The organism is Kribbella ginsengisoli (assembly GCF_039537185.1).
GTDB classification, from domain to species: Bacteria; Actinomycetota; Actinomycetes; order Propionibacteriales; family Kribbellaceae; genus Kribbella; species Kribbella koreensis.
Genome location: NZ_BAABAA010000006.1, coordinates 172,857 through 195,947 on the forward strand (window position 1 = coordinate 172,857; position 23,091 = coordinate 195,947).

A 23,091-nucleotide genomic window follows, 5' to 3' on the forward strand; every position below is an offset into this window, starting at 1 on the left:
CTGCGCCTCAGGAAACGACGGCAGGCGAGGGCTGTCAAGATCTGCTAGCGTCCGGAGTGTGAAACAAGGCGATGTAACAAATGCCGGGTAGGGCCACGGTCCGGGACATCGCGGCCGAGACCGGCGTCTCGATCGCGACGGTTTCGCGAGTGCTCAACCAGCAGGGGAACGTCGCGCCGGCCACCCGTGAACTGGTCGAGCGGGCGGTGGAGCGGCTCGGCGTACGGGCGCCCAATCCGCGGGGCGGGTCGCCGAAGCCGGTTGGCGGGGCGGTGTATCTGCGGTGTCCGTATGTGCTGACCGACTACTTCGGGCTGATCGTTTCGTCGATCGCGGAGACATTGGACCGGCATGGGCGGCGGCTGGTGCTCAATGCGGGTGAGGCGACGCAGCATGACCAGGTCCTCACCAAGTTGCCCGCGCAGCGCGACCTGGCCGGCGCGATCCTGATCCTGCCGCCGGAGACGAGCGACGAGCTGATCCAGCTCCGCGCGCGGCGGTTCCCGTTTGTCGTCGTCGATCCCCGTACGCCGCTGCCGCGCGACATCGCTGCCGTCTCCGCAGCCCACTTCGCCGGGGCGCGGCAGGTCACGGCTCACCTGTTGTCGCTCGGCCATTCCCGGATCGGCGTTATCGGCGGCCCCAGCGAATGGCTGGCCTCCGACGCCCGCCTAGGCGGCCACGCCGCCGCCCTCGCCGACGCCGGCATCCTCCCCGACCCCACCCTCGTCCGCCCGATCCAACCCACCACCGAACACGGCCACCGCGCCGCCGCCCAACTCCTGGACCTCCCCGACCGCCCCACCGCGCTGATCGCCTTCAACGACAAAGCAGCAGTAGGCGCCCTCCAAGCCGCCGCCACCCGAGGCCTCTCCGTCCCCCACGACCTCTCCATCGCCGGCTTCGACGACATAGACATCAGCCGCTCCACCACGCCAGCCCTCACCACCGTCCGCCAACCCCTCCAGGAAATGGGCCGAATGGCAGTAAGCCTCCTAACCCGCCTCCTCGACCGCCACGAACTAGAAGCCCTCCACGTAGAACTGGCCACCGAGCTAGTCATCCGCAACTCCACAGCCCCTCCGCGCTAACCCACGAAGTCCCTCCAGCCGCGCTCGCCGGCGCATGCATAAGTCGTTGCCAGTCCGGTGCTGCCACCGCATCAACCGTCGTACGGCGGAGTTGTGCGTGCGTGGGCGCCCGGGCCAGCGGGCCGGGGCGGGTGGTGACTACAGCGCGCGGAGGGCGGTTAGGGCTGCGATGAAGTGGGTGACCAGTTCGTCTGGTGTGGTCGGGCGGTCGGGTTCGGGGAGGCCGGACCATTCGATGGTCAGGTCTTCTACGTAGGCGAGCCAGGCGTGGACGGTGAGGCGGATGGGTGACGCCGGGGCGGTGGCGTCGGGAGTGCCGAGGAGGGTGAGGACCCGGTTGGTGAGGCCGGCTCGGGTGGTGGCGTAGACCTCTACGACGAAGTTGTCGCCGCCGGCAGCGCCGCGGACGAAGGAGATGTAGGAGTCTCGGCGGCGGGTGACGAAGGCTACGAACGACAAGAGCATCTGGCGGAGTTGCTCGTCGGGCGGCAGGTCGGGGTCGGGTTTGGTGACCCGCAAGAGGCGGCGGCCGGCGGCGCTCATCACCTCGACGTAGAAGTCGCGCTTGGTCGGGAAGTAGTGGAACAGCAGCCCGCGCGAGATCCCCGCCTCCGCCGCGACCGCATCGATCGACAGCTCGTGAATCGGCTGGGTCCGCAGCATCATCAGCCCGATCCCCACCAACTGCTTCCGCCGATCCTCCGCCGTCAACCGCCGACGCCGCCCATCCGGTACCTCAGCCCCGCCCCGTGCCCGCACCCCACCGTCCCCCAGCGACGCCGCGGCGTCAGCCTCCAGCTCCGGCTCCGGCGAAGCCGCTGCGTCAGGCTCCGGCTCCGGCGACGCCTGCGCGTCAGCCTGCAGCGACGGCTCCGGCGACGCCTGCGCGTCAGCCGTCAGCGACGGCTCAGCGCCGTCCCGCGCTGACCCATCCGGCTCGGCCTGTGGTGCCGTGTTCTCCCCGGCTCGCGTGGACGCATCGGTGGGGGTTTGTTCACCGGCTTTCACGCTATTGAGCATTGCTCAGTAACGCGCTACCGTCAAGGGAGCCGACCGAGGAGACGTGATGGGGTTCGAACCGTCCGCGAGGGCGCAGGAGTTGATCGGGCAGGTCGACGGGTTCATCCGGACCGAGATCGAGCCCGTCGAGGCCGAGATGCATGCCGCGACCAAGGCCGCCAGTGATCCGTGGGAGCCGCAGCCTGCGTTCAAGGAGCTGCAGGCGAAGGCCCGCAAGCAGGGTCTGTGGAATCTGTTCCTGCCACCCGCCGAGCCCGGCAACGAGCAGTACGGCGAAGGACTGAGCAACCTCGACTACGCCCCGATCGCGGAGCTGACCGGCCGCTCGTTCATCGCGCCGTACGTGTTCAACTGCAACGCCCCCGACACCGGCAACATGGAGGTCCTGCTCCGCTACGGCAGCGCCGCGCAGAAGCAGCAGTGGCTGGAGCCGTTGCTGGAAGGCACGATCCGGTCCGCGTTCTGCATGACCGAGCCCGACGTCGCCTCCTCCGACGCGACCAACATGGCCGCCACCGCGATCGTCGAGGGCGACCAGGTCGTCATCAACGGCCGCAAGTGGTGGAGCACCGGCGTCGGCCACCCGGACTGCGAGTTGCTCATCTTCATGGGCCTCACCGACCCCGACGCCCATCGGTACGCCCGACACACGATGGTCCTCGTGCCGCGCGACGCCCGCGGCGTGAAGGTCGAGCGCCTGCTCCCCGCCATGAGCCGGTACGACGAACCGCACGGCCACGGCGAGGTCTCCTTCACCGACGTGCGGGTGCCGGTGTCCAACATCCTGGTCGGTCCTGGTCGCGCGTTCGAGATCGCCCAGGGCCGGCTCGGTCCCGGTCGCGTGCACCACTGCATGCGGCTGATCGGGCTGGCCGAGAAGGCGCTCGAGTTGGCCATCCTGCGGGGCACCAGCCGGACCGCGTTCGGCAAGCCGCTGGTCAACCTCGGTGGCAACCGCGAACGGATCGCCGACGCTCGGATCGCGATCAACCAGGCGCGGCTGCTGGTGCTGCAGACGGCGTACCTGCTGGACACGAAGGGCCTGGCCGGCGCGTTGAGCGAGGTCAGCCAGATCAAGGTCGCCGTGCCTCGGATGGCGCAGGACGTGATCGACATGGCGATCCAGCTGCATGGCGGTGGCGGGCTGTCCGATGACTTCCCGCTCGCCGGGGCGTGGACGAGTGCGCGCGCATTGCGGCTGGCCGACGGGCCGGACGAGGTGCATCGTGGAGTGGTCGCGAAGATCGAGCTGGCGAAGTACAAGGAGTCCGAATGAGCAGGGTTCTCGTCACCGGTGGGGCCAGTGGACTCGGGGCGGCGCTCGTTGCCCGGTTTGTTGCTGACGGCCACCAAGTTCTCAGTACCGACGTGGCGGCGGAGTCGACGCCGCCGGCAGGCGCGGAGTACCGGCAGCTGAATGTGCGCGACGCGGGGGACTGGGACAAGGCGGTCGCATGGTGTGAGGAGAACTGGGGTGGGCTCGACATCCTGGTCAACAACGCCGGGATCGCAACCGGCGGGCGGATCGACGTCGAGTCGCTGGACGAGTGGGACCGCGTCGTCGACATCAACCTGATGGGTGTCGTGCGTGGTTGTCGTGCCTTCACGCCGCTCTTCAAGCGTCAGCGCTCCGGCCACATCGTCAACACCGCTTCGGCGGCCGGGCTCGTGCACCCGCCGATGATGAGCTCGTACAACACCGTGAAGGCCGGCGTCGTCGCGCTCTCCGAGACGCTCTCACACGAACTTCACCCGTACGGCGTGACTGTCTCCGTCGTCTGCCCGTCCTTCTTCCGTACCAACCTCGGCGACTCGATCCAGGGCGACGACATCGAGATGCGCGCCACCGCCCGCAAGCTGATCGAGAAGTCCCCGCGCACCGCCGACGAGATCGCCGCCAACGTCATCACCGGCATCAAGAAGCACCAGTTCCTGATCATCCCCGACCGCCCGGCCCTGCTCGCCTGGCGCACCAAACGCTTCGCCCGCCCCCTGTACGACCGCCAGATGCGCAAGATCGCCACCCGAGCCCGCGACCGGGCCGAAACCGCGACGAAGCAGGCCGCCGGAGACCGTTGATGCCACCCAACCCAAGCGCAGTCGAAGGCGCCCGACCGGTCCGCGACGAGGACGCCTTCGACGTACTGGCTGTGGACACCTGGCTCCGGCAGCAGACGAAACTGCCGGACGAGCTTCCGGAGGTTCGGCAGTTCTCGGGTGGGGCGTCCAACCTCACCTACCTCCTGCGGTACTCCGGCCAGGATCTGATCCTGCGCCGGCCGCCGGCCGGGACCAAGGCGAAGAGTGCGCATGACATGGGGCGGGAGTACCGGATCCAGCAGCAGTTGGCGCCGGTCTTTCCGTACGTGCCCCGGATGGTTGCCTACTGCAACGATGATGCGGTGATCGGTTCGGAGTTCTACGTGATGGAGAGGATCGCCGGGACGATCCCGCGGCGGTCCGAGTTGGGGGTCGAGCTGACCGCGGAGCAGACCCGGCAGCTCGGGTACAGGTTGATCGATACGCTCGTCGATCTGCATCAGGTGGATCCGGTGGCTGCTGGGCTGGCGGATCTGGGGAAGGGCGAGGGGTTCGTCGAGCGGCAGGTCTCCGGATGGAATGGGCGGTACCGGAAGGCCAAGACGTGGAATGTGCCGAGTTTCGAGAAGGTGATGGCTTGGCTGGAAGCGAACAAGCCAGAGGATGTGCGGATCTGCGTTATCCACAACGACTTCAGGCTCGACAATGTGGTGCTGGCGCCGGATGACCCGCTGAAGATCGTCGGGGTGCTGGACTGGGAGCTGGCGACGCTGGGGGATCCGTTGATGGATCTCGGAAGTGCGCTGGCCTACTGGGTGCAAGCCGATGACGACTGGGCGTTCAGGAGGTTCCGGCTGCAGCCTTCTGATGTGCCGGGGATGATCGGGCGGGACGAGATCGTCCGGTACTACTGCGAGAAGACCGGTCTCGACGCCTCCAACTGGGCCTTCTACGAGGTGTTCGGGTTGTTCCGGCTCGCGGTGATCGCGCAGCAGATCTACTACCGGTATCACCACAAGCAGACCCGCAATCCGCGCTTCAAGAATCTCTGGCTGCCGGTCAATCTGCTCGAGCGGCGCTGTCGCAAGATCATGAGCCGCTGAATGCCGGCCATCTACCTGATCCGGCACGCGCAGGCGTCGTTCGGGCGCAGCGACTACGACCGGCTTTCGCCGCAGGGCGAGCAGCAGTCCGCGGTACTGGGCAAGGCGCTCGCAGAACGCGGTATCAAGCCGACCCGGGTCGTCATGGGCGCGATGCGCCGCCACGCGCAGACCGCCGAGATCGCCCTCAGGACAGCCGGCATCGAAGTACCAACCGAGATCGACGAAGGCCTCAACGAGTTCGACCACGACCACGTGATCGTCGCGTACAAGCCTGCCTACAAACGCCGCGCGGTCCTACTGGCCGACCTCGCCCGCACCGGCCACCCGACCAGGGCGTTCCAAGAGATGTTCACCGCCGCGACGCAACGCTGGGTCGAGACCGACGGCGACGACTATCCGGAGTCCTTCCAGGCCTTCTGCCAAAGATCCGAGGACGCGGTACGCCGTACTGCGACCCGCCTCGGCAAGGGCGAGACCGCCGTCGTCTTCACCTCGGGCGGCCCGATCGCCGCGGTCACCAGCCGGCTCCTCAACGGCACCGACGACCTGTGGCTCAAGCTCAACCCGGTCACCGTCAACACCGCGATCACCAAGCTCACTGTCGGCCACAGCGGACTCACCCTGGTGAGCTTCAACGAACACGGCCATCTCGACGGCACCGAACTGCTCTCCTACAGATAGGGCGACCTGATGCGACGCAACATCCTGATCACCGGGGCGAGCTCGGGCCTGGGCGAGGAGATGGCCAGGCAATTCGCCGCCAAGGGCCACAACCTCGCGCTGACCGCCCGGCGCGAAGACCGGCTGAAAGCGCTGCAGACCGAGCTGACCAGCAAGCATCCCGAGCTGACCATCCTGGTCCGCACCCTCGACGTGAACGATCACGACGCGGTCTTCGAGACGTTCCGCGCGATCGACGCCGAGCTCACCCTGGACCGGATCATCGTGAACGCCGGCATCGGCAAGGGCGCGCCACTCGGCACCGGCCGCTTCGACGCCAACCTGATCACCGCCCAGACGAACTTCACCGCCGTCCTCGCCCAGGCCGAAGCAGCCATGGAGCTGTTCCGGGCAAGGAACGCCGGCCACCTGGTCTTCATCTCGTCGGTCGCCGGCGTGCGCGGCCTGCCGAAGTCGGTCACCACGTACGCGGCGACGAAGGCCGCCGTCGCGACCCTGTCCGAAGGCCTCCAGCTCGAACTGCTCGGCAAGCCGATCAAGGTGAGTACGATCGCTCCCGGCTACATCAAGTCCGAGCTGAACGAGCACGTCGCCAAGACTCCGCTGATCGTCGACACCGTGCCCGGCGTCCGGGCGATGGTGGCCGCGATCGAGGCCGAGAAGGCGAAGGCGTTCGTGCCCGGCCGGCCTTGGGCCGTGATGGCAAGGGTTCTCAAGTACGCTCCGCTGCCGCTCGTGAAGAGGATGATCTGATGCGCTGGGGTCTGACGGTTCCGCTGACCGGAGTACCGATCCGGGATCACAAGCCGCTGATCACCGAGTTGGCCTCGCTGGGGTACACCGATTTGTGGTCGGCCGAGGTGGCCGGCGCCGATGCGTTCACCCCGCTGGTGCTGGCGTCGGAGTGGGAGCAGGAGCTGCGGTTGGGGACGGCCGTAGTACCGGTTCACACCCGCGGTCCGGCGGCGCTCGCGATGAGCGCGGCCGCGCTGGCCGATCTCGCGCCCGGGCGGTTCGTGCTGGGGATCGGGGCTTCGTCGGAGACGATCGTCACCGGCTGGAACGGGATCGCGTACGACCCGCCGTTCGCTCGCACCCGTGACGTCCTGCGGTTCCTGCGCCAGGCGTTCGCCGGGGAGAAGGTCGACGGCGAGTTCGACAGCTTCACGATCAAGCGGTTCCGGCTGGAGAAGGCGCCCGACGTACCGCCCGCCATCATGCTCGCCGCGCTCCGCCCGCAGATGCTCAAGCTGGCCGCGCGGGAGGCGGACGGCGCGATCACCAACTGGCTGTCGGCGGCGGACGTCCGGCAGGTGCGGGCCGAGCTCGGCGACGAGAAGGAGCTGGCCGCGCGGATCTTCGTCTGCGTCACCGAGGACGCCGAGATGGCCCGCAACATCGGCCGGTTCCTGATCGCGACCTACCTGACCGTTCCCGGGTACGCCGCCTTCCACGACTGGCTCGGTCGCGGCGAGGCGATGAAGACGATGCGCGACGCGTGGGCGGCCGGCGACCGGAACGCCGCGATGGCCGCCGTGCCGATCGAGGTGATCGACGACCTGGTCGTGCACGGCTCGGCGGCGGACTGCCGGGCGCAGATCAACGAGTACGTCGCCAACGGCCTCGACACCCCGATCCTCGCCACCCTGCCGACCGGCGCGGACCTCCTGGAGACCGCCCGTTCGCTGGCGCCCTGATCAGTTCGCGGAGAGCTGGAAGACCTTGACGCAGGGCCCCTGGACGATGACCATCCCCGTGACCTGTTGGCCTTTGGTGGTGCCCGTGAACCGAACGACGTAGGGATCTTCGCCGAGCACCGGCTCGCTCACGGTGAGGCTGGTCTTTCCCCCGATCCAGAAGTCGATCAGGGTCGGCATCGTCGCCTTGGTGTCGGCGCAGGTCATCGCGACCGCGGCGTCGGTGTCGCCGGCGTTGAGCTGACCGGCGAACTTTCCGGCCAGGGCGAACGCGGCCTGCTTCGTTCCGGCGGCCGGCTTGCTGACCACCGGCTTGCTCGGCGCGGTCTGCGTGGGTGCGGGCTTGCTGAGCACAGGCTTGCTGGGCACGACTTTGGAGGGCGCCGGCTTCGGTGCCGTGGTCACCTGGGTACTGGTCAGCGGACCTGCCGGTGCCGTTCCGCCGTCGCTCCCGCCGGAGCCGGAAGTGAGCCGGTAGGCGACGAATCCGATCACGCCGATGATCAGCGCTATCAGCACCACGATCAGGAAGATGATCAGGCCCGCCCGGTTCTTCGGCGGCGGCGTGCCGTACGGCGGCGCCGCCCAGTTGCTGGGCTGATTCTGCGGCGGTGGGTAGCTCACGAGGCAAGTGTGGCAGCGAGAGGTCCATCCCGACCTGCCGTTCGCTCGCGCGTCTCGACGGCTCTTGCCCCTTGCCGTGCAGCAGACTGATCCGGTGACCGATCCCTCACGAATAGTCAGGGCCGTGGCCGGTGCGCTGGTGGTCGGGGTCGCGCTGGGATTCCTCACCCAGTACCTGCAGGGCGAGCTGCCCGGCAACTGGAACACCTTGGCCAACTCGGGCGTCGTCTGGGTGATCGTCGCCTTCATGGTCACCGCCGCCTGGCGCTTGCCGACCGGGTGGTCGGCGCTCATCGGCTTCATCACCCTGTTCGGTGCCTTGACCGGGTACTACGTATCGGCCCGCTTCATCGAAGGGGTCACCAGCTCGGCATCGACCATGGCGGTCTGGGTCCTCGCCGCGCTCGTGGGTGGACCCGTCTTCGGGGTCGCTGGGACGTGGTGGAGTGAGGATGGCGCGGTGCGGAGTACGGGCACCTGGTTGAGCAGCGGTGGCGAGTCGGATCGGGCCGAGGCGCGGTTGTGGCACCTCAGCCGGTCGGTCGTCGCGGTGGCGTTGCTGAGCGCCGTACTGCTTGCCGAGGGCATCCATTTCCTCTGGCGGGTGGAGAACAAGCACGCCTCCGGCCGGCTCGAGCTCATCGCGGCGGTCCTCGCGCCGCTGTCGCTGGCCCACAGCAGCCGTGACCGGGTGACCGGATTCATCCTCCTGATCCCCCTGGGTCTACTCGGCGTCGCCGCCTACGGCCTGCTCGACATGCTGCTGGCCGGCTGAGTCACTTCAGCTCGTAGATCCGCACGCACAGCGGTTGACCGGAGATGTCCTGGATCCGCACGAAACCGCTCTCCGGCCCGAAGCGGGTTTTCCCGGCGATGGGGACCAGTACGATCCGCATCGGGTAGGCGGTCGTGCCGGGTTCCTGGACGATCGCCTTGCCGCTGACCTTGAGCTTGGTCTGCTCGTCGACGATCAGCATCAGCGCGCCGGGCAGAAGCTGCTTCGAGTCCTCACAACCGAGTGCCGCGGCCTCCTTCTGCTGGTTCGCGCTCATGAATGCCACGAACTTCGCCGCCATCGCCGTGGCCGCCGCCACGCGGGGCCCGGGAGCAGGCGCCGTCGCAGTCGCCGTAGGACTCGGTGGGAGCCCCTCGCTCGGCACCTGCTGGCTGGGTTGGGTCAGACCGGGCTGCCCCTGTGGCTCGGTCGGCACCTCGCCCTCACCCTCGCCTTGCATGATGACGACCAGGCCGACGATCGTCATCAGTACCAGGACGACAGCGGCCACGATCCCGATGATCGACCCGACATTGCTCCGCTTCGGCGGCGGCCCGTACGCGGGCGGCCCATATCCCGGTGGTGGCCCATAGCCCGGGGGCGGCGGCCCGTACCCCTGTGGCGGTGACCCGTACCCCTGCGGCGGCGGCCCATAACCTTGCGGACCGTTCTGACCAGGAGGAGGTGTCGGTGAGCTCACGCTTCGTAGTTTTGCAGGGGAGGGGTCTATGTCAGGCGGTGTTCTTCGAGCCAGGTGGTGGCGCGGCGCTTGGAAGCGCGGGAGAGCCAGGCGTCCTGGATGACTTCGGTCAGCTCCTGCACGGTGAGTTCGCCCAGCCGGCTGCCGCGGACCAGCACGGACAGATGCCCGTCGAAGTGCGGCGTGGTGAAGAAGGGGTTGCTCTCGTCCGCCACCAGCGCGAGCTTGTCCTCCTCGGCAGGCACCCAGAACACGATCACGTCGTCGTACCGTTCGCCCGTCTCGGGATCGAACGCGTCCGGCCGCCGCGTCCGGAAGAACACGAACGACTTGCCGCCGACCTGGTAGACCGGGTTCTCCCCGCCGCCCTGCACCACGGTCACGTGCGGCATCCCCGCCGCGACCGCATGCACGTCGGCCACCCGAGCCTTCCGACTCCTCGCCATCCCGGCAGTCTAATTACCGCGCAGGTAGATGGATCGTGAAAGTCGATCCGTGCCCGACCCGGCTGGTCGCCGCGATCGTGCCGTGGTGCGCTTCGACCAGATGCTTGGTGATGGCCAGGCCGAGCCCGCTCCCACCGGTCGTCCGGCTGCGAGACTGCTCGGCTCGGTAGAACCGGTCGAACAGATAGGGCAGGTGTTCCTCCGAGATCCCCGTCCCGTTGTCCGCGACAGTCAGGTTGTAGCCGTTGCCGTCCCGCCGTACGCCGACCAGCACCCGCCCGCCGCTGGGCGTGAACCGGATCGCGTTCGAGACCAGGTTGCCCAGCGCCTGCCGGATCCGTGCGTTGTCCACCACCGCCGGCGCCGGCCCGCTGACCTCAGCCGTCAGCGTGACCTCGGCTGCCTCAGCCGCGGGCCGATGCGCCGACACCACCTGCTGCGCCAGCTCGGACAGGTCCTTCAGCTCAGGATGGATGCGCAGCTTGCCCGCATCGGCCAGGGCGAGATCCTGCAGATCCGCGACCAGCCGCTCGAGCAGCCCGGCCTCCTCCAGCAGCGAGGTCACCAGCTCACGATCGAGCGGCACCACCCCGTCCTCGGAGGCGACGAGATACCCCTTGATGTTGGCCAGTGGCGTCCGCAACTCGTGGGCGACATCGCTGACCATCGCCTTGCGCTGGTGATCGTGATGCTGGATCGATTCGGCCATCGCGTTGAACGCGTGCCCGAGCCGGGCCACCTCGTCCCGCCCGGTCACCGGGACCCGGGCGGCGTGGTCGCCGTTCGTCATCCGCTGGGCCGCGCCGGTGAGCGCCAGGATCGGCCGAACCAGCCGGCGGCCGGCGAACACCATCACCAGCGCCGCGATCAGGAGTACGCCGAGCGCGGTGGCCGCAGTACGGGCGAGGCCTTCGCCGGAGAAGACGTTGAAGGTGCTCTTCGCCCCGAGATAGAGCTTGGCCTCCGGCGCGACATACGGCGCGAGGGCCTCGGTCCGGGCCGTGTCGACGCAGGTCGCGAAGGCGGCCGACGCCGGGGACTGGCCGTCCACCGGTACGACGGAGAGCAGCCCGTACGCCGAATTCGTGCCCAGGTCGTAGGTCTCACCGGCCGAGTCCAGGCACCGCTCAGCGCGCTGGATCTCGTCGACGTTGACCGCCTTGGCCTTCGCGCTCGGCGCGTACAGCCCTGGCGGCACGCACGGGTCGTTCGCGAGCGTGGCCGGGTCCTGGAACTGCTTCACGGTGGCGCCGTCGGACGTCTGCCCGGACTCGACGATCAATCCGGCGTAACCGCCGGCGGCCGGCTCGGTCTTGGTGACATCGGTGCCACGGGCCTCCATGCAGGCGGCCGCCTCGTCCGTGAGCCGGTCCCGCTCGTGCTTCTCCGCGTCCGTCAGCCCCCAGTCCGGCGAGCCCGGCGCTTGGCTGCCGAGCGCGACGGCGGTGGCCGCCCGATACGTCACAGAACGCGGCGCTGCCGTCCCGGCGGCGACCGCGGGCACGCCGCTGGTGCTCCACATCGACACGCCCGGCTGCGTGCTCACGTCGATGGTTGCCGCGGGCACCGAGGGGAGGTCGGGGCCGGCGCCGAGCATCCGGGCCGAGTCGGCGAGCACCGTACCGTCGGGCTTGGTCAGCGCGATCCGCCGGCCGGTCTGGTCGGAGAGCGTGGAGACGAGCTTGTCGACGCCGGACCAGGTCGTGTTGTCGACGGCGTACGTGCTGAGCTGGCTGTAGATGTCGCCGTCGACCTGGAGCTGCGACGTGTTCTGGTCGAGCTCGCCCTGGAGCTTCTCCGAGGTGCTGTAGGTGGCGATCACGGCGGTCGCGATGACCGCGCCGAGCGCGACGGCGAGCGAGAGCCCGAGAAATCTCAGCAGGACACTACGACGCATCGGTCGTCACCACCTTGTCGGCGAGCTTGTAGCCCACGCCGTACACAGTCTTCAGGTACGCCGGGCTGGCCGGCGCCCGCTCGATCTTCTTCCGCAGGTTCATCACGTGGACGTCGATCGTCCGGTCGAAGACGTAGTGGTCGAAGCCGAACGCGTGCTCCAGCAACTGCTGCCGGGAGAACGCCCGGCCGGGGGAGGCGGCGAGGCAGGCGAGGATCTTGAACTCGGCCGGCGTGACCTCGACCAGCTCGTCGTCCAGCCGTACTTCGTGCCGCACCGGGTCGATCTCCAGCGCGCCGACCCGGTAGACCTCACCCTCGGAGCGGATCCGCGTGCGCCGCAGTACGGTCCGGACCCGGGCCACCAGCTCGCGCGGGTTGTACGGCTTGGTCAGGTAGTCGTCCGCGCCCAGGTCGAGGCCGAGCAGCAGATCGTCCTCGGTGGACCGGGCGGTCAGCATGATGATCGGTACGTCGCCGTTGCCGGCGGCATCGGCACGCAGCACCCGGCAGACGTCCAGACCGTCGACCTTGGGCATCATCACGTCCAGGACGAGCAGGTCCGGGCTGCGCCGGCGGGCCTCGTCGATCGCGGCCCGCCCGTCGTGCACGACCACGGTCAGGTGGCCCTCACGCTCCAGGTAGCGCCGGATCAGCTCCGCCTGCTTGAGATCGTCTTCGGCGATCAGAATCCGGGCTGGCATGCCTTGACGATGACTGATCTTCATGAGATTTCGATGAAGATCGGCTGAGAGCATCGGGTGCTGATCGGTCCTTCACAGGTTCTTCACAGCGTTCCAGCCACGCTCCACGGCATGAAGAACTCACGCATAGCGCTCTCCCTGGTGGCCGTCCTGGCTCTCGCCGGCTGTGGAGCGAGCAGCTCGGCAGCTGACAAGGAACCGGTCAAGAACGGCGAGGACAAGAGCCCGCTCGCGGAGTACATGGGCGACGGTTTCATCAGCAACTCCGGTGGCCCGATGATGGCCACCCGGGCGATCGGCGGCCCGAACGAGTCGTCGGAGGAGCAGCTGGCCAAGCAGCGCAAGATCGAGGAGTCGACGGCCGCCTGCATGAAGTCCGCCGGGTTCGACTACGTGGTGGTGCCGCCGGAGCAGGAGAAGAAGGGCAAGTTCGACGAGGCCTTCAACCTGCCGCCGGACAAGTTCGCCGAGCAGTACGGCTACGGCGTCAGCACCATCGACTGGGGCAAGCCGGACGACGCGCAGAACAACGATCCGAACGCCAAGATCCGCAAGGCGCTGTCACCGAACGCGCAGAAGGCCTACGACAAGGCGCTGAACGGGCAGCTCGCGATCAGCGGCAACGGCAGCGGCGGAGTGATCTCCATGCAGCCGGCCGACGGCAAGGGCAAGCCGACCGACATGGGTTGCCGGGGCAAGGCCGCCGAAGAGGTCTACGGCAAGGCCGAGGACCACCAGGCCGACTTCGCCAAGTTCGACTCGCTGTTCAAGGACCTCGACGCGCTGCGGAAGCGGTTCGAGGCCGACCAGCGGGTGATCGACGCGACCGCCGCCTGGGCCGACTGCCTGGCCGACGCCGGTCACAGCGGCTTCAAGAAGCTCGAGGACCCGCGGTCCTCGATCAGCGAGAAACTCGACAAGCTCACCGGCGCGAAGAAGGACGGCGGCCCGACCAGCGCCGGCGGCGACGGCAAGGGCAACGTGACGGTGTTCCAGGCGCCGTCGCTCGACAAGGTCCCGGCCGCCCAGCTGGCCGACCTGCGCAAAGAAGAGATCGAGCTGGCCAAGGCGGACCAGGGCTGCAAGAAGAAGGTCTACGACGAGCCCGCCAAGAAGGCGCAGTACGAGCTGGAGAAGGAGTTCGTCGCGGCGAACAAGACCCAGCTCGGGGCGTACCGCGACTCGGTGTCGGAGCGGTGACCGCCTCACCCAAGTCGCGCCGCCGGGTCCTGGTCGGAGTCTCCGCGGTGGCGACGCTCTCGCTCGGGGTGGGCGTCGCCGCCGGCAGCCGGTTGATGTCGCCCGAGGACGCGGCGGCCAAGACGGCGCCGCCGAAGGCCTCGCAGATCACCGTGCCGGTGGAGCTGAAGGCGTTGTCCAGCAAGGTCGTCGGACGGGGGGACACCTCGTTCGACGGAGCGGTGAACATCCGGGTCGAGACGAGCGGGCTGCAGACGCCGGCCGTGGTGACGGGCAAGGTTCCGAAGGTGGGTTCGACGCTCCAGGCGGGCAAGGCGCTTTTGGAGATCGCGGGTCGGCCGGTGATCGGGCTTCCCGGCGTACTGCCGATGTACCGGGCGCTTGCTCCGGGGTCGAAGGGGCCGGATGTGTTGCAGCTCGAGCAGACGTTGGAGAAGTTGGGGTTCGATCCGGGCAAGGTCGATACGAAGTACACGACAGACACCTCGCATGCGGTGGAGAAGCTCTACGAGGCGGCCGGGTACGACGCACCGGAGCCGGACGAGCAGCTCAAGCAGGCCGTGGACGCCGCCGACAAGAACGTCGACGCGGCGAAGAACGCGCTCCGGCAGGCGAAGGTCGCGCTCAAGCAGGCCAAGGCCGGCCCGGGCAAGGCGGACACCACCGTGCAGCAGGGCGCGGTCGACGACGCCGAGGAGAACCTGGCCGACGCGGTGGAGGCCAAGAACGAAGCCGAGTTCAAGGCCGGTACGCCGCTGCCGGTGTCGGAAGTCGTCTACGTGAAGTCGCTGCCGCGCCGGGTCGACGAGGTCAAGGTCGAGCGCGGTGGAACGGTCAACGGAGTGGTGATGTCGGCCAGCGGCGCCTCGCTGGTGGTCAGCGTGAAGGTGGATGCGGCGACCAAGGAGCGGCTCAAGGCCGGGATGCCGGCCACATTCGACATCGGCGACGGCACGATCATCAAGGCGACCATCGTCCGGATCACGGGCAGCGGGGACGAGTACAGCGTGGTGATCTCGCCGAAGTCGCTGACCGCGGCCCAGCTCAACCGGCTGCGCGACGCGAACGTCAAGGTGACGATCCCGCTCAAGAGCACCAACGGCAAGGTACTGACCGTGCCGCTGGCCGCGCTCTCAGCGGGCTCGGACGGCAGCTCGCGGGTCGAGGTACTCCGTGACGGCAAGGTCGAGCTGGTACCGGTCAAGGTCGGACTGTCGGCCGACGGGTTCGCCCAGGTGACGGCGACCGGGGACGCGAAGCTGTCCGAGGGCGATCAAGTGGTGGTCGGCAAATGACCGCGTCGAGCGCGATCGCGCCGATGGGCTCGACGGCGGTGGCGCTACCGGCGCCGGTGGTCGAGATGATCGGCGTCCGGCGGTTCTTCCCCGGGCCGCCCGAGGTCCAGGCGATCCGGGAGATCGACCTGACCATCCGCGAAGGTGAGTACCTGTCCATCGTCGGCCCGTCGGGGTCCGGCAAGTCGACGCTGCTGCATCTGCTCGGGCTGCTCGACAACCCGACCGGTGGCGTCTACCGGCTCGACGGCGTCGACACGATGAGCCTGCGGGAGCGGCGGCGGGCCGTGCTGCGGGGTGAGCGGATCGGGTTCGTGTTCCAGTCGTTCCATCTGCTCGACCACCGGACCGTGCTGGAGAACGTCGCACTCTCGATGGTGTACGTCGGAGTGCCCCGGAAGGAGCGGATGGCGCGTGCACGAGTCGCCCTGGAACGGGTCGGGCTGGCACACCGGATGGAGTTCGGGCCGACGACACTGTCGGGCGGCGAGCGGCAGCGGGTCGCGATCGCCCGGGCGCTGGTCGCCGAGCCGAGTCTGCTGCTCGCCGACGAACCGACGGGAAACCTGGACAGTGCCAATGCGGAGGCGATCCTCGAGGTGTTCGACGAACTCCACCACGAGGGCATGACGCTCGCGGTGATCACCCACGACGACCACGTCAGCGAACGCGCCCAGCGCCGGGTCCGCATCGTCGACGGGACCCTCCAGTGGTGAGCTGGCGGAAGAAACCTCAAGCAGGCCCCCCGGATCCCGCCGGCGGGCCGTCCACCTCGCATCGCCAGCGCAAGCCGGGGCGGCTTGCGCTGGCGAGCGTGGTGCGGCAAATCGCCGGCGCCCGCCGAGACGACCAACGGCCAACGCGTGCTGGGACACCACGGCGCAAGAGCGGGCCTGCGTTGCGGGATCTGCTCGACGAGGCGCTTGCGGGGGTTGCGGCTCGGCCGACGCGGTTGATTCTGACGACGCTCGGTACGGTGCTGGGGATCGCCGCATTGGTGGGCACGGTCGGGCTCGGGCAGACGGCGGCTGGTCAGATCACCCAGCTGTTCGACCTGGCGGCCGCGACTCGTGTCGTCGTCAGCCCGGACAGCAACGGCTCCGACGAACAGGCGACCCAGTTGCCGTGGGACGCGCCGCAGCGGATCGTCCGGCTGAACGGAGTCGACGCCGCCGGCACGGTCAGCAACGTCGACGTCGGGGACGACACAGTCCACAGCGTCGCCGGGCTGGACGGACAGAAGGACGGACTCAACCTGCAGGTGATGGCCGCGTCGGGTGGCTTGTTCGACGCGGTCCGCTCGGTGCTGAAGACCGGGCGGTTCTTCGATGCGGGTCATGACGCCCGCGGGGACAAGGTCGTCGTTCTGGGCAAGAACGCGGCCAAGCGGCTCGGCATCAACCGGGTCGACTCGCAGCCGGCCGTCTTCATCGGCGACCAGGCGTACACGGTGATCGGCATCCTCGACTCGGTCAGCGGCAAGGCCGAGCTGCTCGACTCGGTGATCATGCCGAACGGGACGGCCAAGACGGCGTACAAGCTGAAGGCGCCGGAGTCGGTCGAGATCCGTACGTCGGTCGGCGCCGCGCAGCTGATCGCCAAGCAGGCGCCGGTCGCGATCGACCCGAACAACCCGAGCTCGCTCAAGGTCGACGCGCCACCGAAGCAAGGCGGCGTCCGCAAGGGCGTCGAGTCGAACCTGAACGCGCTGTTCCTGTTGCTGGGTGCGGTGGCCCTGCTGGTCGGCGGCCTCGGCATCGCGAACGTGACGCTGCTGTCGGTGCTGGAACGAGTCAGCGAGATCGGCCTGCGCCGGGCCCTGGGCGCCGCGCGACGACACGTTGCCGGGCAGTTCCTGGTGGAGAGCGTGATCGTCGGCTTCCTCGGCGGCCTGTTGGGCACGGCCGTCGGGGTGCTGCTCACCGTCGGGGTCTCGTTCGCCCGGGACTGGACGCCGATCCTCGACAACAAGCTGACCTTCGGAGCGCCCTTCCTCGGCGCGATGATCGGCCTGATCGCCGGCACCTACCCGGCCTGGAAGGCGTCGGCCATTCAGCCGATCACGGCATTGCGGGGGAGTGCGTGACCGTTGCGGAGGACCGCGAGTACAGGAACGCGGTCAGCAGGAAGCCGAGGACCACGAAGGTGAGAACCGGGTAGGACTTCCCGTCGTCGGGCAGGATGACCGCGCCGAGTGCGGCCGCGGACACCTGCCCGACGTTGAAGATCATGTCGTACAGCGAGAAGACCCGGCCGCGGTAGACGTCGTCGACACCCGTCTGGACGAGGGTGTCGACGCTGATCTTCACGCCCTGCGCGCAGAAGCCGGTGAGGAACCCGGACACTAGGATCGCGGGCTGTGTATAGAGCCCGCCCGGTACCGCCGTCACCACGGCCGCCGCGACGAACAGCACGGTGATCCACCGGCGCAGCGTCAGAACCCTCGTAGCCCACGGTGTCACCAGCGCGGCGATGAAGAGGCCGGCGCCGACTGCCCCGGTCGCCAGTGCGAGCGCGCCGAATGCCTGGTCCAGCTGGTCGGGACCGTAGAACTTGTTGCGGTACAGCAGGATCATCGCGACCGTGACGAGCCCGAAGAAGAACCGCAGCGACCCGATCGCCGCCAGCCCGAGGGCCGCTTGCCGCCGCTCCCTCAGATGCCGGCCACCGTCGATCAGCCCGGCCACGATGCCGCGGATCGCCTCGACCACCCCCGGCTCGTCGCCGGTCAGATCCGGCCCGAGCTGCTTGCGCCCGAGTCGCAACGCGAGAAGGGCGGCGGTGAGATAGACGGCGGCCGTCGTACCGAGCACCGCCAAGTCCGAGTCGGAGATGAGCTTGACTCCCGCCCCGACACCCCCGCCGATGAGGAAGAACGCAGTACCGGAGGTAGGCGTGACCGCATTGGCCATCACCAACTCATCTTGCTCCACCACATGCGGAAGCCCCGCCGAGAGCCCGCTGAGCAGGAACCGGTTGACCCCCAACGTCAGCAGTACCGCCAGATAGAACGGCACACCCGCGTTGCCCAAGGCAACAATTCCACCCACCAGCAGCACCAGCGCCGCCCGGGTCAGATTCGCCCCGAACAGAATCTGCCGCCGGGACCACCGATCAAGCAGCACTCCCGTGAACGGCCCCAGCACCGAGAACGGCAGCAACGCCACCGCGAACAGCCCGGCGATCGCCGCCGCATCCGGCGCCCGCTCCGGCGAGAACAACACATAAGCCGCCAACGCGACCTGAAAAACCCCGTCCCCGAACTGCGACGTCAACCGAACAGCAAACAGCCGACGGAAATCCCCCCGCCGCAACAACCGCCCCAAGTCCCGCATGAACTGCACGCCTGCACTGTAGTCGGCCGATGTGACCGACCAGGACGTGTCTGTGGTCCGAGATTCCCGATGCCCGTGGCCCCGGCGCAGGAGTTTGATGGACAACGAAGGACCCGCCAGCTTTCTTCTGGCGGGTCCTTCCTGTGGCTCCTCTCCGTCAGTTCTTGGGGAAGTAGTGGGTGATCAAGGTGCCCACCAGACCCGCCACCACAACCGACAGCAGATTCTTCAGTTGTTCGACCGTGTCGGCCGGCGGCAGCCTGAAGTCGGCAACCACGTTGGCGATCAGCACGATCCCCGCCAGGCCCGCCAGCAACATGGCCAGCCGGCCGCGCGCCCGCTCGCGCATCCGCAGTAGTAGTTCACCGGACTCGAGCACCGGGTGCCCGCTGATCGGCTTCGGCGACTCGTCCTCCGTCACCTCCTCGATCGCTTCCTGACCGGCACCCGTCCCGTCATCCGCGGCGGCGGATGACGGCTCCGGATCCTCGTGGCCGGAATCATCGGCCATAGCCACTTCTCCTTTCACGGCCGGGAGGGGAGAGGGGCCGCAACAGCAGTCTGCCACACAGATGGCGTAAAACATACGCATCAAATACGCACATCACGATGTTGAATCGACGCTCTGAGGTGTATGCGATGCGTACCATCTGCGCTAAAGTAAAGATTGTGTTCAGACGGTGACTGAGCGTGTCACTCGGTCACCGACAGATCCGTGGACTCTGTGGTCCCAGTGGGAGGACGCCCGACATGACAACCAGAACCAAGGTCGAAACCATCACCCTCGCCGAAGCGCCGCCCGAGCTGTCGGCGCGCGCGATCGTCCGGCTGTCGATCAATCTCGCGGCCGATGTCGCCGACGTGCTCCGGCTGCTGGCGGCTCGCCGCGGGCTGTCGCTGACGGAGACGGTCCGGCGGGCGATCGCGGTGCTCAAGTTCGTCGAGGACGAGGTCGAGCGAGGCAACAAGCTCGCCATCGTCGAGACCGGCGACGGCGGCCGGCAGCGGGTCCGGGAGATCATGCTGGTCGGCTGACTCGGCCGGCGACGCGAAGAAGGCCCGCCGGAGGTGTCGACGGGCCTTTGCGCCAGCTCTTCGTGCTGGGTTCGCGCTGGTCGCCGGCCTGGTCGGACCGGGGACCCGGCACTAGGCGGTGCGGATCTGCGCGACCTGCCTGGAGCGGTAAGCGATGACTACCGCGGCCGCGAGCGGCGTCAGGAGCGCGCCACCCAGGGCAACTGCGATCAGCTTTCCCTTCGATGCCCATGGTGGAGTGAGTGCGGATGGCCTGAGGTCGACGGCCGGCTCCTGGCCGGGCTGCTCCTTGGCGACGGTCGGGACGTCCTCGGTGAACGCGAACGGCATGATGCCGCCGTATTCGAGAACCTTGGGCAACGACAGAAAGGCCTCCGGGAAGGTGGCGGCGATCTCGGCGAACTCCACGTCCACGTCCGCCTGTGGGCGCAGCACCTCCTCCGGTACGGCGGAACTGTCAGGGATGGGCGTCGAGCGGGCGCCTTTTTCGTCAGGCGCCCGGTCCGACCCCTCGTTCTGGGTAGCAGGGACCACGGACGTTCTCCTCTACTGCGGCGGCCTGGTGGAGCAGTGCCCCCGGGGCACCTGGCCAGCTGTGTAGTCAGCATGACACATGCCGATGCATACTCAGCAGTATGGCTAACGCATAACAGTTTCTTTAAATGTGTATGAGAGGCGCTACTTTTACGTAGGATGTGCACATAACTTGTTGTACCTTGGTGGGAGCGCGCTCACCCGGCATAGGTGCGCGCCTGAGAGCGAAACCGCCCCAGTTCAGTCCCAACTGAAGAGAGGAGTGAAGGAAACTGCCCGCCGGTGCCCGATGGCCGGTACCTCACTGTGAAAGGTCGACCCTCCATGTCGAATACTAAGGAGAACAACGACGTCGTCACGTCCGCGGTCGTTCGGCTGTCCGTCAATCTGGCAGCCGATGCGATGGATGCGCTCCGGTGGCTTGCCGGCCGCCGAGGGTTGTCGTTGACGGAGACGATTCGTCGCGCGATCAGTGTCCTGAAGTTCATCGAAGACGAACTGGACAAGGGCAACACGCTCGCCATCGTCGAAAAGGACGAAGACGGCACGCAGCGAGTCCGGGAGATTCTGCTGGTGGGATGACCGGGACGATCGGCCCCGCCAATGGCCGAATCCTGCAGTCATCCTGCCGACCGACACACACCTCTGATCATGTCCCGGCTGAGCCGGGGCCAGCCGAACCGTGAGACTCGGTTCCACAGATGTCGAAGGGCCCATGCCGCCGCACGCAGGCCGTGGGTCCTTTGTCTGTTGCGGCCTGGAGTTGTTGACCTATCGGACGTCCAGCCGCTCGGCCGCGGTCTGGCCCCGCTTGTTCACCGGTATGACGCCTGCGACTTTGCCGAGGCCGGTGATGGGCATGTTGCCGTAGATGGTTTCGGTGTGGCCGGTGGGGACTACGTAGGTCTCGTGGTAGATGCCGACGTTGTTGCCCTGGTAGGCGTACTTGAAGAAGTTGGTCCAGGCCGGGCGGTGGGTGCGGCCGGGGTCGTTGGCGAAGGCCTGGAGCTTCTCCGCCGACTCCCAGTACTGGATCATCGTCGTGGTCCGCAGGCCGGGGAAGGTGCGGAAGCCGAGCAGGCCGCTGTCCTTGTCGGCGGTCAGTTCGCGCAGCATCGGGACCATCGCGCGGGCCACCGGCAGCCATTGGCGGAACGCGCGCAGTTTGTTCACCCGGAAGCCGATCACGAAGACGACGATCTCGCCCTCGTACGCCGCGGTCTGCCGTCCCTCGATCACGCTCATCGCTGCCTCCTTGTTGGATAGTCTCGCTCTCCAATATTGGAAAGTGATACTCTCCAAAAGTCAAGAGGAGGCGCGGATGTGGATCGCTGAGCTGTCCCGGCAGAGCGACGTGCCGGTGGCGACGATCAAGTACTACCTACGCGAGGGCCTGCTGCCCGCCGGCGAAGCGGTCGGCGCGACCAGAGCCCGGTACGACGAAACGCACGTCCGCCGGCTCCGGCTGATCCGGGCGCTCGTCGAGGCGGGCGGATTGTCGCTGGCCCGGGTCCGCAACGTGCTCGCCGAGGTCGACGAGGAGTCCCTCGAGATGCACGACGTCCTGGGCGCGGCCCATGGCGCGCTGATCCCCACCGACCTCCCGGCGACCGACGAGTCCCGGCGCCGGGTCGACGACCTCATCGCCGAGCGCGGCTGGGAGGTCCACTCCGGGTCGCCGGATCGAGCGCTCCTGGCGAATGCGCTCGACGCGTTGGAGAAGGTGGGCTATCACCTCGACGACGACCTGCTGAAGACGTACGCGTCGGCGGCCACGCAGGTCGCCGACGCCGAAGTCGCCGCCCTACCGGCCGACGACCGTCAACGAACGGTCGAGGCAACGGTCCTCGTCACCGCACTGGGAGGGCCGGTGCTGCTGGCCCTCAGGCGACTGGCCCAGCAAAGCGCTTCGGCCCGCCGCTACGGGATGCCGCGGCGGCCGGCCTGCGATGTGGGTGAGGACGGCGTACGTAGTACGGGTTAGTTGGCGCGGGCTGCCTGGCGCTCGAGGAGACGGGCGCGCTGCTCGACGAAGCGGGAGGCCTGGGCGTCGAGGGCGGTCATGAACTCGGCCAGCTCGTCGCGGGCCTTGGCGCCGTCGCCGCTGAGGTCCTCGCGCTCGAAGACCTTCCACATCCGCAGGATCGGGGCGACCACCTCGTCGTGGTGCAGCCGCAGGTCGTAGATGCCGGCCTTGGCGATCGTCACCGAGTTCCGGGCGAACCCCTCCATGGTGGCGCCCGGCATCGAGAAGTCCCGAACCTCGTTGACGACCGCCCGCATGGTTTCGTTCGGGGCCGACTCGAAGGCGGCCGAGACCAGGTTGCGGTAGAAGATCATGTGCAGGTTCTCGTCGGTGGCGATCCGCGCCAGCAACTGGTCGGCGATCGCGCAGCCGGTGGCCTTGCCGGTGTTGCGGTGCGAGACACGGGTGGCGAGCTCCTGGAAGCTGACGTAGGCGATCGCCTCGAGCATGTTCTTGTCGACCTCGTGCCCGGCAGTCATGTGCGCCATCCGGGCCACCTCGAGCTCGACCGGGTCGACGCCGCGGGTCACCACGAGGTAGTCGCGCAGCGCGATCCCGTGCCGGCCCTCCTCGGCGGTCCAGCGGCCGACCCACGTGCCCCACGCGCCGTCCAGCCCGAACTGGGTGGCGATCTCGCGGTGGTACGAGGGCAGGTTGTCCTCGGTCAGCAGGTTGGTGATCATCGCGACCTTGGCGACCGGGTCGAGCCGGGACTGCTCCGGCGCCCAGTCCTCGCCGCCGAGGAAGGCGAAGTCACGGCCCTCGCTCCACGGCACGTAGTCGTGCGGGTTCCAGTCCTTGGTGATCGCCAGGTGCCGCTCGAGATTCTCCTCGACGACAGGCTCCAGCTCGTGCAGCAGGTTCGTGACCAGCTTGTCGTTCACCG

The 23,091-nt window shown here is 68.1% G+C and carries 26 protein-coding genes; 15 read left to right on the forward strand and 11 right to left on the reverse strand.

Going from position 1 to position 23,091, the window contains the following annotated elements; all coding sequences use genetic code 11:
- Window positions 1-80 precede the first annotated feature (80 nt).
- A complete protein-coding gene (locus ABD768_RS21765; RefSeq protein ID WP_344843336.1) occupies window positions 81-1,091 on the forward strand; it encodes a LacI family DNA-binding transcriptional regulator in 1,011 nt (336 codons plus the stop codon).
- A 138-nt stretch (window positions 1,092-1,229) separates the two neighbouring features.
- Here the strand turns inward: ABD768_RS21765 and ABD768_RS21770 are convergent, their stop codons facing one another.
- Window positions 1,230-2,099, reverse strand: a complete 870-nt coding sequence (locus tag ABD768_RS21770; RefSeq protein WP_344843339.1) for a TetR family transcriptional regulator — start codon at window positions 2,097-2,099, stop codon at window positions 1,230-1,232.
- Between the two features lie 58 nt (window positions 2,100-2,157).
- Between ABD768_RS21770 and ABD768_RS21775 the strand changes: the two genes are divergently transcribed.
- From ABD768_RS21775 to ABD768_RS21800, 6 genes are read left to right on the forward strand one after another with little or no spacing between them, the layout of a single operon-like run.
- Complete coding sequence (locus tag ABD768_RS21775) at window positions 2,158-3,387, forward strand: acyl-CoA dehydrogenase family protein (protein WP_344843342.1); 1,230 nt, start codon at window positions 2,158-2,160, stop codon at window positions 3,385-3,387.
- On the forward strand, window positions 3,384-4,190 hold the full coding sequence (locus ABD768_RS21780) for an SDR family NAD(P)-dependent oxidoreductase (RefSeq protein WP_343968027.1): 807 nt from the start codon (window positions 3,384-3,386) through the stop codon (window positions 4,188-4,190). Before ABD768_RS21775 ends, ABD768_RS21780 begins: the two co-directional genes overlap by 4 nt.
- Window positions 4,190-5,254: a phosphotransferase family protein gene (locus tag ABD768_RS21785; protein WP_344843345.1), complete on the forward strand. Its 1,065-nt coding sequence runs from the start codon at window positions 4,190-4,192 to the stop codon at window positions 5,252-5,254. Before ABD768_RS21780 ends, ABD768_RS21785 begins: the two co-directional genes overlap by 1 nt.
- Entirely contained in the window at window positions 5,255-5,938 is a 684-nt protein-coding gene (locus tag ABD768_RS21790) for a histidine phosphatase family protein (protein ID WP_344843348.1), read from the forward strand.
- Between the two features lie 9 nt (window positions 5,939-5,947).
- Window positions 5,948-6,691, forward strand: coding sequence for an SDR family oxidoreductase (locus ABD768_RS21795; protein WP_344843351.1), 744 nt, complete (start codon window positions 5,948-5,950; stop codon window positions 6,689-6,691).
- Window positions 6,691-7,635, forward strand: coding sequence for an LLM class F420-dependent oxidoreductase (locus tag ABD768_RS21800; protein WP_343968036.1), 945 nt, complete (start codon window positions 6,691-6,693; stop codon window positions 7,633-7,635). Before ABD768_RS21795 ends, ABD768_RS21800 begins: the two co-directional genes overlap by 1 nt.
- Here ABD768_RS21800 and ABD768_RS21805 read toward each other — a convergent pair whose 3' ends face one another.
- Window positions 7,636-8,259, reverse strand: a complete 624-nt coding sequence (locus tag ABD768_RS21805) for a hypothetical protein (RefSeq protein ID WP_344843354.1) — start codon at window positions 8,257-8,259, stop codon at window positions 7,636-7,638. It lies immediately after the preceding gene.
- Window positions 8,260-8,353: 94 nt separating this feature from the next.
- Here ABD768_RS21805 and ABD768_RS21810 point away from each other — a divergent pair, with 94 nt between their 5' ends.
- Window positions 8,354-9,034, forward strand: a complete 681-nt coding sequence (locus tag ABD768_RS21810) for a DUF6518 family protein (protein ID WP_344843357.1) — start codon at window positions 8,354-8,356, stop codon at window positions 9,032-9,034.
- A 1-nt stretch (window position 9,035) separates the two neighbouring features.
- On the opposite strand, the gene ABD768_RS21815 is transcribed toward ABD768_RS21810, so the two are convergent.
- The 4 genes from ABD768_RS21815 to ABD768_RS21830 all read right to left on the reverse strand — a co-directional run bounded on the left by ABD768_RS21815 (window position 9,036) and on the right by ABD768_RS21830 (window position 12,780).
- Entirely contained in the window at window positions 9,036-9,545 is a 510-nt protein-coding gene (locus tag ABD768_RS21815; RefSeq protein WP_344843360.1) for a hypothetical protein, read from the reverse strand.
- Window positions 9,546-9,760: 215 nt separating this feature from the next.
- On the reverse strand, window positions 9,761-10,180 hold the full coding sequence (locus ABD768_RS21820; RefSeq protein ID WP_343968046.1) for an MmcQ/YjbR family DNA-binding protein: 420 nt from the start codon (window positions 10,178-10,180) through the stop codon (window positions 9,761-9,763).
- Between the two features lie 13 nt (window positions 10,181-10,193).
- Window positions 10,194-12,077, reverse strand: coding sequence for a sensor histidine kinase (locus ABD768_RS21825; protein ID WP_344843363.1), 1,884 nt, complete (start codon window positions 12,075-12,077; stop codon window positions 10,194-10,196).
- Window positions 12,067-12,780, reverse strand: a complete 714-nt coding sequence (locus ABD768_RS21830) for a response regulator transcription factor (protein ID WP_343968051.1) — start codon at window positions 12,778-12,780, stop codon at window positions 12,067-12,069. The genes ABD768_RS21825 and ABD768_RS21830 overlap by 11 nt, the downstream gene beginning before the upstream one ends.
- A 111-nt stretch (window positions 12,781-12,891) precedes the next feature.
- Between ABD768_RS21830 and ABD768_RS21835 the strand changes: the two genes are divergently transcribed.
- From ABD768_RS21835 to ABD768_RS21850, 4 genes are read left to right on the forward strand one after another with little or no spacing between them, the layout of a single operon-like run.
- Entirely contained in the window at window positions 12,892-13,980 is a 1,089-nt protein-coding gene (locus ABD768_RS21835; protein ID WP_344843367.1) for a hypothetical protein, read from the forward strand.
- Window positions 13,977-15,275, forward strand: coding sequence for a peptidoglycan-binding protein (locus ABD768_RS21840; RefSeq protein ID WP_344843370.1), 1,299 nt, complete (start codon window positions 13,977-13,979; stop codon window positions 15,273-15,275). Before ABD768_RS21835 ends, ABD768_RS21840 begins: the two co-directional genes overlap by 4 nt.
- A 23-nt stretch (window positions 15,276-15,298) precedes the next feature.
- Entirely contained in the window at window positions 15,299-15,991 is a 693-nt protein-coding gene (locus ABD768_RS21845; protein WP_343968216.1) for an ABC transporter ATP-binding protein, read from the forward strand.
- On the forward strand, window positions 15,988-17,361 hold the full coding sequence (locus tag ABD768_RS21850; RefSeq protein WP_344843373.1) for an ABC transporter permease: 1,374 nt from the start codon (window positions 15,988-15,990) through the stop codon (window positions 17,359-17,361). Before ABD768_RS21845 ends, ABD768_RS21850 begins: the two co-directional genes overlap by 4 nt.
- On the opposite strand, the gene ABD768_RS21855 is transcribed toward ABD768_RS21850, so the two are convergent.
- On the reverse strand, window positions 17,336-18,610 hold the full coding sequence (locus ABD768_RS21855) for an MFS transporter (RefSeq protein ID WP_344844023.1): 1,275 nt from the start codon (window positions 18,608-18,610) through the stop codon (window positions 17,336-17,338). The genes ABD768_RS21850 and ABD768_RS21855 overlap by 26 nt on opposite strands.
- A 157-nt stretch (window positions 18,611-18,767) precedes the next feature.
- Window positions 18,768-19,121 carry a hypothetical protein gene (locus ABD768_RS21860; RefSeq protein WP_344843375.1) on the reverse strand — a complete coding sequence of 118 codons (354 nt, stop codon included), beginning with the start codon at window positions 19,119-19,121 and terminating at the stop codon, window positions 18,768-18,770.
- Window positions 19,122-19,360: 239 nt separating this feature from the next.
- Between ABD768_RS21860 and ABD768_RS21865 the strand changes: the two genes are divergently transcribed.
- Entirely contained in the window at window positions 19,361-19,645 is a 285-nt protein-coding gene (locus tag ABD768_RS21865; RefSeq protein WP_344843378.1) for a hypothetical protein, read from the forward strand.
- Window positions 19,646-19,756: 111 nt separating this feature from the next.
- On the opposite strand, the gene ABD768_RS21870 is transcribed toward ABD768_RS21865, so the two are convergent.
- The gene (locus tag ABD768_RS21870; RefSeq protein ID WP_344843381.1) at window positions 19,757-20,179 is read right to left on the reverse strand and encodes a hypothetical protein; all 423 of its coding nucleotides are present in this window, start codon (window positions 20,177-20,179) and stop codon (window positions 19,757-19,759) included.
- Between the two features lie 324 nt (window positions 20,180-20,503).
- Here ABD768_RS21870 and ABD768_RS21875 point away from each other — a divergent pair, with 324 nt between their 5' ends.
- Window positions 20,504-20,761, forward strand: a complete 258-nt coding sequence (locus tag ABD768_RS21875; RefSeq protein WP_344843383.1) for a ribbon-helix-helix protein, CopG family — start codon at window positions 20,504-20,506, stop codon at window positions 20,759-20,761.
- 189 nt (window positions 20,762-20,950) lie between these two features.
- Here ABD768_RS21875 and ABD768_RS21880 read toward each other — a convergent pair whose 3' ends face one another.
- Window positions 20,951-21,424, reverse strand: coding sequence for a DUF4188 domain-containing protein (locus ABD768_RS21880; RefSeq protein ID WP_344843384.1), 474 nt, complete (start codon window positions 21,422-21,424; stop codon window positions 20,951-20,953).
- 76 nt (window positions 21,425-21,500) lie between these two features.
- Between ABD768_RS21880 and ABD768_RS21885 the strand changes: the two genes are divergently transcribed.
- Entirely contained in the window at window positions 21,501-22,163 is a 663-nt protein-coding gene (locus tag ABD768_RS21885) for a MerR family transcriptional regulator (RefSeq protein ID WP_344843386.1), read from the forward strand.
- Here the strand turns inward: ABD768_RS21885 and ABD768_RS21890 are convergent.
- On the reverse strand, window positions 22,160-23,089 hold the full coding sequence (locus tag ABD768_RS21890) for an acyl-ACP desaturase (RefSeq protein WP_343968064.1): 930 nt from the start codon (window positions 23,087-23,089) through the stop codon (window positions 22,160-22,162). The genes ABD768_RS21885 and ABD768_RS21890 overlap by 4 nt on opposite strands.
- Window positions 23,090-23,091 lie beyond the last annotated feature (2 nt).

Bases quoted from the DNA above. Each gene is read 5' to 3' on its own strand.
- ABD768_RS21845 (WP_343968216.1), top strand. From the start codon at position 15,299: ATGGGCTCGACGGCGGTGGCGCTACCGGCGCCGGTGGTCGAGATGATC.
- ABD768_RS21885 (WP_344843386.1), top strand. From the start codon at position 21,501: ATGTGGATCGCTGAGCTGTCCCGGCAGAGCGACGTGCCGGTGGCGACG.
- ABD768_RS21790 (WP_344843348.1), top strand. From the start codon at position 5,255: ATGCCGGCCATCTACCTGATCCGGCACGCGCAGGCGTCGTTCGGGCGC.
- ABD768_RS21860 (WP_344843375.1), bottom strand. From the start codon at position 19,121: ATGGCCGATGATTCCGGCCACGAGGATCCGGAGCCGTCATCCGCCGCC.
- ABD768_RS21800 (WP_343968036.1), top strand. From the start codon at position 6,691: ATGCGCTGGGGTCTGACGGTTCCGCTGACCGGAGTACCGATCCGGGAT.
- ABD768_RS21875 (WP_344843383.1), top strand. From the start codon at position 20,504: ATGTCGAATACTAAGGAGAACAACGACGTCGTCACGTCCGCGGTCGTT.
- ABD768_RS21765 (WP_344843336.1), top strand. From the start codon at position 81: ATGCCGGGTAGGGCCACGGTCCGGGACATCGCGGCCGAGACCGGCGTC.
- ABD768_RS21780 (WP_343968027.1), top strand. From the start codon at position 3,384: ATGAGCAGGGTTCTCGTCACCGGTGGGGCCAGTGGACTCGGGGCGGCG.
- ABD768_RS21825 (WP_344843363.1), bottom strand. From the start codon at position 12,077: ATGCGTCGTAGTGTCCTGCTGAGATTTCTCGGGCTCTCGCTCGCCGTC.
- ABD768_RS21775 (WP_344843342.1), top strand. From the start codon at position 2,158: ATGGGGTTCGAACCGTCCGCGAGGGCGCAGGAGTTGATCGGGCAGGTC.
- ABD768_RS21865 (WP_344843378.1), top strand. From the start codon at position 19,361: ATGACAACCAGAACCAAGGTCGAAACCATCACCCTCGCCGAAGCGCCG.
- ABD768_RS21820 (WP_343968046.1), bottom strand. From the start codon at position 10,180: ATGGCGAGGAGTCGGAAGGCTCGGGTGGCCGACGTGCATGCGGTCGCG.
- ABD768_RS21855 (WP_344844023.1), bottom strand. From the start codon at position 18,610: ATGCGGGACTTGGGGCGGTTGTTGCGGCGGGGGGATTTCCGTCGGCTG.
- ABD768_RS21835 (WP_344843367.1), top strand. From the start codon at position 12,892: ATGAAGAACTCACGCATAGCGCTCTCCCTGGTGGCCGTCCTGGCTCTC.
- ABD768_RS21785 (WP_344843345.1), top strand. From the start codon at position 4,190: ATGCCACCCAACCCAAGCGCAGTCGAAGGCGCCCGACCGGTCCGCGAC.
- ABD768_RS21880 (WP_344843384.1), bottom strand. From the start codon at position 21,424: ATGAGCGTGATCGAGGGACGGCAGACCGCGGCGTACGAGGGCGAGATC.
- ABD768_RS21795 (WP_344843351.1), top strand. From the start codon at position 5,948: ATGCGACGCAACATCCTGATCACCGGGGCGAGCTCGGGCCTGGGCGAG.
- ABD768_RS21830 (WP_343968051.1), bottom strand. From the start codon at position 12,780: ATGCCAGCCCGGATTCTGATCGCCGAAGACGATCTCAAGCAGGCGGAG.